General features: G+C 69.1%; 8 protein-coding genes and 2 pseudogenes. 6 read left to right on the forward strand and 4 right to left on the reverse strand.

Annotated features, from left to right (window positions below):
- From IE206_RS43810 to IE206_RS41775, 3 genes and pseudogenes are all read right to left on the reverse strand, one after another.
- On the reverse strand, nt 1–647 hold a 647-nt coding region (locus IE206_RS43810; protein WP_373301075.1), incomplete at its 3' end, for a mycothiol transferase.
- 9 nt (nt 648–656) lie between these two features.
- Nucleotides 657–834 (reverse strand): annotated as a pseudogene (locus tag IE206_RS43100) (serine hydrolase); the annotation flags it as partial.
- A pseudogene (locus tag IE206_RS41775) lies at nt 806–1,035 on the reverse strand (class I SAM-dependent methyltransferase); the annotation flags it as partial. The pseudogenes IE206_RS43100 and IE206_RS41775, both read right to left, overlap by 29 nt.
- Before the next feature lie 74 nt (nt 1,036–1,109).
- Between IE206_RS41775 and IE206_RS41780 the strand changes: the two are divergent.
- The 3 genes from IE206_RS41780 (at nt 1,110) to IE206_RS41785 (ending at nt 3,202) form a co-directional block, all read left to right on the forward strand.
- On the forward strand, nt 1,110–2,465 hold the full coding sequence (locus IE206_RS41780; protein WP_189971960.1) for an L-lactate MFS transporter: 1,356 nt from the start codon (nt 1,110–1,112) through the stop codon (nt 2,463–2,465).
- Nucleotides 2,462–2,578 carry an MFS transporter small subunit gene (locus IE206_RS43890; protein WP_444545521.1) on the forward strand — a complete coding sequence of 39 codons (117 nt, stop codon included), beginning with the start codon at nt 2,462–2,464 and terminating at the stop codon, nt 2,576–2,578. Before IE206_RS41780 ends, IE206_RS43890 begins: the two co-directional genes overlap by 4 nt.
- Before the next feature lie 456 nt (nt 2,579–3,034).
- The gene (locus tag IE206_RS41785) at nt 3,035–3,202 is read left to right on the forward strand and encodes a hypothetical protein (protein WP_189971962.1); all 168 of its coding nucleotides are present in this window, start codon (nt 3,035–3,037) and stop codon (nt 3,200–3,202) included.
- A 52-nt stretch (nt 3,203–3,254) separates the two neighbouring features.
- Here the strand turns inward: IE206_RS41785 and IE206_RS41790 are convergent, their stop codons facing one another.
- On the reverse strand, nt 3,255–3,986 hold the full coding sequence (locus IE206_RS41790; RefSeq protein WP_189971964.1) for an SDR family oxidoreductase: 732 nt from the start codon (nt 3,984–3,986) through the stop codon (nt 3,255–3,257).
- 108 nt (nt 3,987–4,094) lie between these two features.
- Here IE206_RS41790 and IE206_RS41795 point away from each other — a divergent pair, with 108 nt between their 5' ends.
- The 3 genes from IE206_RS41795 (at nt 4,095) to IE206_RS41805 (ending at nt 8,124) form a co-directional block, all read left to right on the forward strand.
- Nucleotides 4,095–4,589, forward strand: a complete 495-nt coding sequence (locus IE206_RS41795; protein ID WP_189971966.1) for an RrF2 family transcriptional regulator — start codon at nt 4,095–4,097, stop codon at nt 4,587–4,589.
- Nucleotides 4,590–5,016: 427 nt separating this feature from the next.
- On the forward strand, nt 5,017–5,955 hold the full coding sequence (locus IE206_RS41800) for a hypothetical protein (RefSeq protein ID WP_229853400.1): 939 nt from the start codon (nt 5,017–5,019) through the stop codon (nt 5,953–5,955).
- 537 nt (nt 5,956–6,492) lie between these two features.
- Nucleotides 6,493–8,124 carry a purine-cytosine permease family protein gene (locus IE206_RS41805; RefSeq protein WP_229853402.1) on the forward strand — a complete coding sequence of 544 codons (1,632 nt, stop codon included), beginning with the start codon at nt 6,493–6,495 and terminating at the stop codon, nt 8,122–8,124.
- Nucleotides 8,125–8,835 lie beyond the last annotated feature (711 nt).

Here is an 8,835-nt window from a genome sequence, read left to right on the forward strand (position 1 = left end):
TCGGCCATGTGCTGGACAAGGCCGGTCAGAGTGAAGCCGGACGGCGGCACGGACGCGATGGCGGCCTGCTCATCGTCCAGGCCCTCGCACTTCATGGCGAGGCCCTGGTCGACCTCTCGCCGGAGACCGAACGGCACAAAGACACCTGGGACTGCCGGGCCTTCGGCTGCAGCGGCTTCCTCCGCTTCGCCGGCATCCGCCAGACCTGGCTCCGTGAGGCGATGAAAAGCTGGGCCTACGATGACCTGCCCCAACGCCGCGGCGACAACCCGGGCGGCACCGTCCAGGACGTCATCAACTCGATGGCCCAGTTCTCCGACAGCCTGCGGCAGCAGCGGCCGGACGACGGAACGTCCCCAACTTCCCTGTCCCGCCTGGACATCACGGCCTTCGCCAACCGCCTGGCCTGCCTCCAGGAACAGGAGAAGATCACGGCATACCGTCGGCTGACGGCCAGCCGACATGTCCGGCGCTGCCTCAGCCGGATGCGAGCCCTGGGCTTGACCCGGCCGCACGAGCCGCTGCACGGCCTTCCCGACGACGTCGTCCTGCGCAAGGAGGACATCCCGGACGAACCCGAGGACTCCGAGGCCGGCCGGGATCTGCCCGACGTGGCCGAGGAATCCAGCGCCGGTCGCCTCGACCAAGTAGGCGGGTCAGTCGTCGACTGCCTGGGTAGATGGTGGTCCAGAAGTCCTGCATGGCCCGCGCCGAATCCGGGGTGGACATCCCGGTCCGAGCGAGCAGGATGCCGACGAGCTGGCTGTGCGGATCGGCATATGCAGTCGTGGCAGTCGGGCCGGCTCCGCCGTCCCAGCCGAACTGGCCGATGGGCGGGCAGCCCCGCTATCGGGTCCCCCCGTGGTGAACAGTGGAGACGGCCAGCGCGACGTCGAAGGAGTGATCCTCGAACGGCAGACTCTCCGATGCGGCGGCCACGCACGGCGCCGAGCCGGCAGGCCGCTGACCCCGCATGACCTCCGACGGCTCCACCGCGGTCACCTCGCGATCAGCCGGGCTCGTAGGAGACCTGCCGCCGGCCCTCTCGGGCCTTCCGCCAACGGCTGGCAGTCTTCCAGGAGTTGTCTGTCTGCTGTACGGTCCGCGACATGCCCGCCCGCTCGCGCACGCCGTCCCCCCAGGGGTGGAGCCGCTGGCTCGTGCCGCCCGCCGCGCTCTCCATCCACCTTGCCATCGGCCAGGCGTACGCCTGGAGCGTCTTCAAACCACCCCTGGAGTCCTCGCTCCACCTGTCGGGCACCGCGTCCGCCCTGCCCTTCCAGCTGGCCATCGTCATGCTCGGCCTCTCCGCGTCCTTCGGCGGAACCCTCGTGGAGCGCAACGGGCCCCGGTGGGCTATGGCCGTCTCGACGGTCTGCTTCTCCTCCGGGTTCCTGGTCGCCGCGCTGGGCGCCGCCACCCGCCAGTACTGGCTCGTGGTCCTCGGTTACGGCTTCATCGGCGGCATCGGACTCGGCATCGGTTACATCTCGCCGGTCTCCACCCTCATCAAATGGTTCCCCGACCGGCCGGGCATGGCCACCGGCATCGCCATCATGGGCTTCGGCGGCGGCGCCCTCATCGCAGCGCCCCTCTCCACCCAGCTGCTCTCCTCCTTCGGCGCGGACTCCGCGGGCATCGCGCGGACCTTCCTCGTGATGGGGGCCGGTTACGCGGTCTTCATGACGCTCGGCGTGCTCCTGGTGCGGCTGCCCCCGGACGGCTGGCGGCCCCCCTCCCCGCAGACCGACGCGGCCCCGGACGCCACGGGCCAGGTCTCCGCCCGCAACGCCGTGCGCACCCCGCAGTTCTGGTGCCTGTGGGTAGTGCTCTGTATGAACGTGACCGCCGGAATCGGCATCCTGGAGAAGGCTGCGCCGATGATCGGGGACTTCTTCGCCGGTACGGCGTCACCAGTCGCGGCGGCCGCCGCCGCGGGCTTCGTCGGTCTGCTCTCGCTTGCCAACATGCTCGGCCGCATCCTGTGGTCCTCCGCCTCCGACGTCCTCGGCCGCAAGAACGTCTATCGCGGCTACCTCGGCGTCGGAGCGCTGATGTACCTGCTCATCGCGGTCACCGGCAACGCCTCGAAGCCGCTGTTCATCGTCTGCGCTGCCGTCATCCTCTCCTTCTACGGTGGCGGCTTCGCCACGATCCCCGCCTACCTCAAGGACCTCTTCGGCACCTACCAGGTCGGTGCGATCCACGGCCGGCTGCTCACCGCCTGGTCCACCGCGGGTGTCCTCGGCCCGCTGATCGTCAACGCCATCGCCGACGCGCAGAAGTCCGCCGGGCGCAGCGGACCGGACCTCTACAGCACCTCCTTCTTCATCATGATCGGGCTCCTCACGGTCGGCTTCGCGGCCAACGAGCTGGTACGCCCCGTCCACCCGCGTCACCATGAACACCCGTCCGCGGAAGGCGCGTCGACGCTCCCCGCCCCGGAGAAGGGAGCACTGTCATGACGGCCCGCCCAAAGGCCCTGTTCGCCGTCGCCTGGCTGTGGGTCGGTGTGCCGTTCGCGTACGGTATGTACGAACTCGGGCTCAAGCTCAAGCAACTGTTCACCGGCTCCTGAACAACCCCACCACGCCAGTTGATCCACCGCGGATACGGTTTCGGGAACCTCCAGCGGGCCCAGGGCGACGAACACCACCCGTGATACCGGCGCTGCGCCGCCAGGACGCGGCGCCCTGCGACGGCATCCCGGCGTCGGCGCAGGCGTGATCGGCCCCGGCCCCGAGCCGGAGGCTTACGCACATGGGCAATCACGGACGCATCCCAGCGGCGCGCAACGTCCGCAACTCGGACCCTGCGCACCTGTGTTGAAGACAGATCCCGCCCAGGCTCGCACGCGCAGCCAAGATCACCACCGACGGCTCGCTGCTGCGCTGGGCCCTCACCGGCGACGGCGACCCCTCCGCCTGTTCCACGACGACCTCGACGGCAACCGGCTCGAGTTCGTCACCAAGCGAATGAACCCGAAGCGTCCGGTCTGAGGCGTATGTACGCGTATGTCGCTGAACCTCTCGGCGTGTTCGACCTCACGGTCATGACACTGGCAGGCCGGCGTCAGGTGGTGTCGGCTGCTGCGGCCGCCGCGCGGCTTCGCGGGCCGGAGATGTTTCTCTCCGGCCAGTCGCCGGTCGGGCCGGAAAACCGTGCTGAGCACGGTACTTGGGAAACGGCCGCCGCCTGGTAGATCTCCTGTGATCCCCGGGCGGGCGGCCGCGACAGTGCAATGGGCGTGGGCCTCAGCCGTTGAGCCAGTCCCGGTAGTGCGTCGATGCCAGACGGGCGTCCGGCCCCGGGGTCAGGGCGTCGCCCTGGACGGCGGCGAACAGACCGGCCTGGTCGTCGACGATCACGGGGCGCTCGTCTCCCCGCGCGGCCAGCGTGATGCGGCCGATCTCGTCGAGGGTGAACGCGTCGGGGCCTGCGACCTCGACGATTCCGTTGACCGGCTCGCCCGCGGCCACAGCTGCCAGGGCGGAGACCACATCGGCGCTGGCGATCGGCTGGATCGGCGTCGACGGCAGGCGTACGGCAGTCTCGTCCGAGGTCCAGGACATGGTGGGCTCCATGAACTCGAAGAACTGCGTGGCTCGCACGACCGAGTACGGCGTACGGCCGGCGCGCACCAACTCCTCCTGGAGCACCTTGGCACGGTAGTAGTCGAGCTGGGGCACCTGGTCCACCCCGACGATCGAGAGCACGACCTGGTGCTGGACGCCCGCCCTCTCGCCCGCGGCCAGCAGGTTGGTCACCGTGGTGCGGAAGAAGTCGAGGGACTTCTCATCGAAGGTGGGCGAGTTCGTCACGTTGACGACTGTGTGGGCGCCCTTGAGCACCTTGTCCAGACCTGCCCCGGTCAGCAGGTCGACACCCGACGACAAGGACGCGACGGTCACATCGTGGCCCTGCGCGGTGAGCTTCTCAGCGAGCTGGGAGCCGATGAGGCCGGCGCCGATGACGGTGATGTTCATGTCTGCCTTCTTCCGTGAGAGCCGAGCGCTCCCCCCAGACGCAAACTCGGATATCTGACGTCCGAGATGATACTCGGATATCATGTATCCGAGTCAAGTGGAGGTGGCATGAAACTGTCTGGCGGCGTGGAGTGGGCGCTGCACTGCTGTGTGGTGCTGACCGCGGCCGGCGAGCCCGTGCCCGCGGCCCGCCTTGCCGCGCTGCACGATGTGTCGCCGAGCTATCTGGCCAAGCAGATGCAGGCACTTTCCCGGGCGGGCCTGGTTCGCTCGGTCCAGGGGAAGTCCGGTGGCTACGTGCTCATCAGGCAGGCCCACGACATCACTCTGCTCGACGTCGTCCAAGCCGTCGACGGGGCGAGCCCGGCATTCGTCTGCACCGAGATCCGTCAACGCGGACCGCTGGCGACCCCGCCGGAGCAGTGCACGAAGCAGTGCCCCATCGCCCGGGCCATGGCGGCGGCCGATGAGGCATGGCGGGCGTCCCTGGCATCCGTCACCATCGCGGACCTAGCCGGCTCGGTGAAGGCCGACAGCGGGCCCGAGGCGCTGCCGAACGTGGCCGCGTGGCTGACGAGGCCGGGGGCACAGGAGACCGGCTGAGCGAGCGACCGCGGAGCGGCAGAACCCACGCCCGCTACATCGAGAAGCGACTGTGCTGGCAGGCCGAACTCGCCCCTGCCATCCAGGCCCGCCTGGGCACCCCTGCCGACCCATACCCCGACCCCTGCGCCAAGGCCATCGTCGCAACGGTCTTCGCCTGCATCGACACTGCCACCGAACTCTGGGCCAGGAGCGAGGGGCAGCTCGACCTGTCGAACCTCTACGACCAGTGCCTCACGGCGGTCCGGGACGGCAGCCGAGACACTCCGCTCCCGGCCACTGCCCAGACCACACGTGACCTCCCGCTTCCGCCGTGGACGGACGGGCGGCGGCCGACGGACCGCGCGCCCCGGCAGTACGGGGTTGCTGTCCGGAACCATGACCGTGCGGGGTCGCGTCTGTCCCAGGGACCGCGGAAGGGACGCCGATGAGCCTCAACGCACCCCGCCCGTCAGGGCCGCGGCCTGCGGGCGACCCGCCGCGGCCGTACACGCCGCTGTGGCGGCGGCTCCGTGAGGACGAATGGCCGCCGCTGGGTGAGGTGTTGCGGGGCCGGCGGGAGCAGGTGCACCCCGGGGTGGTGCTGGTGCTGTTCTTCCCGTGCCTGTGGTGGCTGACCATACCGCTGCTGGTCGGCTACCAACTGGCCCGTACGGCCCGTCGCATGGCCCGCAGGGTGTTCCCGATGTGCCCGGAAGGGCGTGTCGAGGATCCCGAGGTGCTCCGGGTGCAGCGGGTGCGGGCCTGGGCGGCCCTCGCCATGGCGGGGGTGCTGGTGGCCGTGTTCGGTGGCTGGCAGGACGTGGCGGAGGTACCGGGTCGGTTCCTGCAACGGCTGTTGTTCGCACCCTGGTTGGCGCTGTTGAGTGCGGCGGTCGTGGTGGCACTGCTCTTCTGGGCGGCCGAGCCCGGGGCGCGGCGGACTATGCGGACGCAACTGTGGCCAGCCGGCCGATCGGCCCTGTGCTACTTCGGCGCCTGGACGCTGGTGCCACTGCTGTTCCTGGCGGCGGCGGAGGGGATGGGTCTGCTGCAGGGTGGCACCAACGTGCTGCTCTGGGTGTCCGTGATGTTCGTGTGCTGGGCGCCGTTCTGGTGGGTGATCTTCTTCCTCTGCTTCGCCTCCGGTCCGGCACTGCGTCATGCCTTCAACCTGTCCGCCCTGCATGCGGCGCTGCCCGCGCTGGTCACCGCCGTCCTGGTCTGGATGTTCGCCCTCCTCGGCCTGTCGGCGGGCGGTCTCCCGCCGGGCCCGGTGCCGCTCGCGGTCTGCGCGTTCCTCGGCGGCCCGGTGTCGGTGACAGTGGTGGCCTGGTGGGAGATTCACCGGCTGCGGCGGCGACACGGAGTGCGGTGGCGGGGCTAGCACCGCGGAGCCGCTTGTTCCGTCCGGCCGGACACGCCTCCTGTGCGACGCGAATGAACTGCTCCCGCGTGTCGGCTCAGCAGCTGACCAACTCCCAGAGCGCGAGACCCGGGAAAGGACAGTCACACCCGAGGGCCAGCACGATCCGCCACAAACTTCGCCAGCGTCCTCGATCCGCGCGGTCCCCGGAGCGCCGGGCAGGTGGATCACCAGGGCTGGACCCTCCATGTGCAGTCCCGAGCGCCCGTCGCTTGGTCCCACAACTCGCCCATATGACCCTGGACGTCGACGAATTCGACCACAGCGTGTTGGGACGGACCACTGCCTCCTATGCCGGTTCCTCCTGCGTCGGCGCTCCACACGCGGCGGGCACCCGGCCTACTGGCGCATCGGCTACCGCCGAAACATTTCCTTCATGCAGGAAGTATTTGGGCGTAACGCCTACTGCCTACCGTCCCTCCAGTCCCCAACCCGCAGCAAGGAGGGCGTGGCGTGAGCACCGAGCCGCGATTGGCAGAAGTCACCGCTCAGGAAACCGTGCAGAAGCCGGAGTCCGCCGCAGTCGACCAAGCGGTCAAGGAGACGCTGGAGGACTACACCCTCCGCTTCGCGCCCCGCAGTTATCGCCGCTGGACCCCTATGGTCGTCGCAACCACCGCTCTCGGCGGTATCGCCTACATGGCCGACTTCTCCATCGGCGCCGGCATCGGCCTGGCCCACGGCACCGGCAACGCGCTGCTCGCCATCGCCGTGGCGGCCGTCGTCATCTTCATCACCGGGTTCCCCCTCGCCTACTACGGCGCCCGCTACAACATCGACCTGGACCTGATCACGCGGGGCTCCGGCTTCGGCTACTACGGATCGGTGCTGACCAGTGTCATCTTCGCCAGCTTCACCTTCGTCTTCTTCGCCCTCGAAGGCTCGATCATGGCCCAGGGGCTGAAACTGGGCCTCGGACTGCCACTCTGGCTGGGCTACCTCGTCTCCACCCTCATGGTCATCCCGCTCGTCATCTACGGCATGAAGGCGCTCAGCAAGCTCCAGGTGTGGACGACCCCGATCTGGCTGCTGCTAATGGTCGGCCCGCTGGTCTACCTCGTCTCCACCGACCCCGGCACCGTCGACCGCTTCCTCGCCTACACGGGCACCAACGGCGACGGAGGCGTCAACACTGCCTCCGTACTGCTCGGCGCCGGCGTGTGCCTGTCGCTGATCGCCCAGATCGGTGAGCAGATCGACTACCTGCGCTTCATGCCGCCCAAGACCGAGGCCAACAAGCGCACCTGGTGGACCGCCGTCGTCATGGCCGGGCCCGGCTGGGTGGTACTCGGCGCGCTCAAGCAGGCCATCGGCGTCTTCCTCGCCGTCTACATCCTGGCCGAGGCCGGCCCCTCCGTGGCGCCCGAGCCGATCCAGCAGTTCAAAGGCGCCTTCGACGCGATGATGCCGTCCTGGATGGTGATCCCGCTGGCCGTCGCCCTCGTCGTGATCAGCCAGATCAAGATCAACGTGACGAACGCCTACTCCGGCTCCCTCGCCTGGACCAACTCCTTCACCCGGATCACCAAGCACTACCCCGGCCGGATGGTCTTCGTCCTGGTCAACCTCGGCTTCGCCCTGGCCCTGATGGAAGCCGACATGTTCAGCTTCCTCAACAGCGTCCTGAGCTTCTACTCGAACTGCGCCATCGCCTGGGTCGTCACCGTCGCCACCGACATCGGCATCAACAAGTACCTTCTGAAACTCTCTCCCCACGCCCCCGAGTTCCGCCGGGGCATGCTCTACGCCGTCAACCCGGTGGGCGTGGTCGCTTTCGTCGCCGCCTCCAGCCTGTCCATCGCCATGTACTTCCACGCCCTCGGCGACACCCTCCAGCCGTACTCCCCCGTCGCCGCCGCGGCCATCGCCCTGGTCCTCACCCCGCTCATGGCGATCGCCACCAAGGGCAAGTACTACCTGCGCCGCACCGACGACGGCATCGCCGAGCCGATGCTCGACGCCGACGGCAACCCCAGCGCGGTGACCTACGACTGCCATGTCTGCCACCAGCCCTACGAGCGCCCCGACCTGGCGGCCTGCGCCACGCACGACGCCGTGGTCTGCTCGCTGTGCCTGAGCACCGACACAGTCGGCGATCACCTACTGCCCGCCGCCCCCGCCGTCTCGTAGCCCGTCCTGCGACACGGAAACCGAAGGGCTCCCGCACGTCAAGGCTTCTCAATCGGGCTGGCGCGGGAGCCGCCCGGTCTGACAGCTCGCCGCACGCGGCATCACACCGGTGGCCGTCGATCTCAAAGCCCGTTGCCTCAACACCAAACAACCCAGCACGCGTTGGGACCGCCCCTTCGATCCGGCCGTCTTCGCCGTCGAACCCTCCGGAGTCCCGCCGTCACGGCATCCTCGGCCGCGGCGCGGTCCGTCGAACAGATCGGGACGATCGGCCACGGCGAACCCTGCGTCGCGGTGGCGCACAGCCAGCCAGGGCGGCACCGTCTGAGCCGACACCTGAACTGTTCGCACATCTCCTGTGCGTGGCCGTGTTCGCCCCCCGTCGCCCGGACTGCCCTCCGGGGCCCACCCCACCAGTCCCGAGAATGCGGGCGAGCCGTCCCTGCGCCTTCCGAAGGCCGACCCGTTCGCCGCCGGGGCCGTACGCATCGACACCGGCGACCGCGACGGCCATGCGCCGATCCGCGAAGCCTTTGCAGCGACGTGAACGAGGCCACGGCGGCAGCGGCGATCAGCCCGCTCAGCACCGACAGCCCGGTCGGCATCCCGGCCGAGAGTTTCACCGTGGCGGCAGGCCGCTACGGCACCGTGCCGCGAACCTAATTCGTTCTCAACAGCCCATACAGAGCGGTTGTCGCTCCAGCGGGTTGT

This window comes from Streptomyces violascens, from assembly GCF_014649955.1.
GTDB classification, from domain to species: domain Bacteria; phylum Actinomycetota; class Actinomycetes; order Streptomycetales; family Streptomycetaceae; genus Streptomyces; species Streptomyces violascens.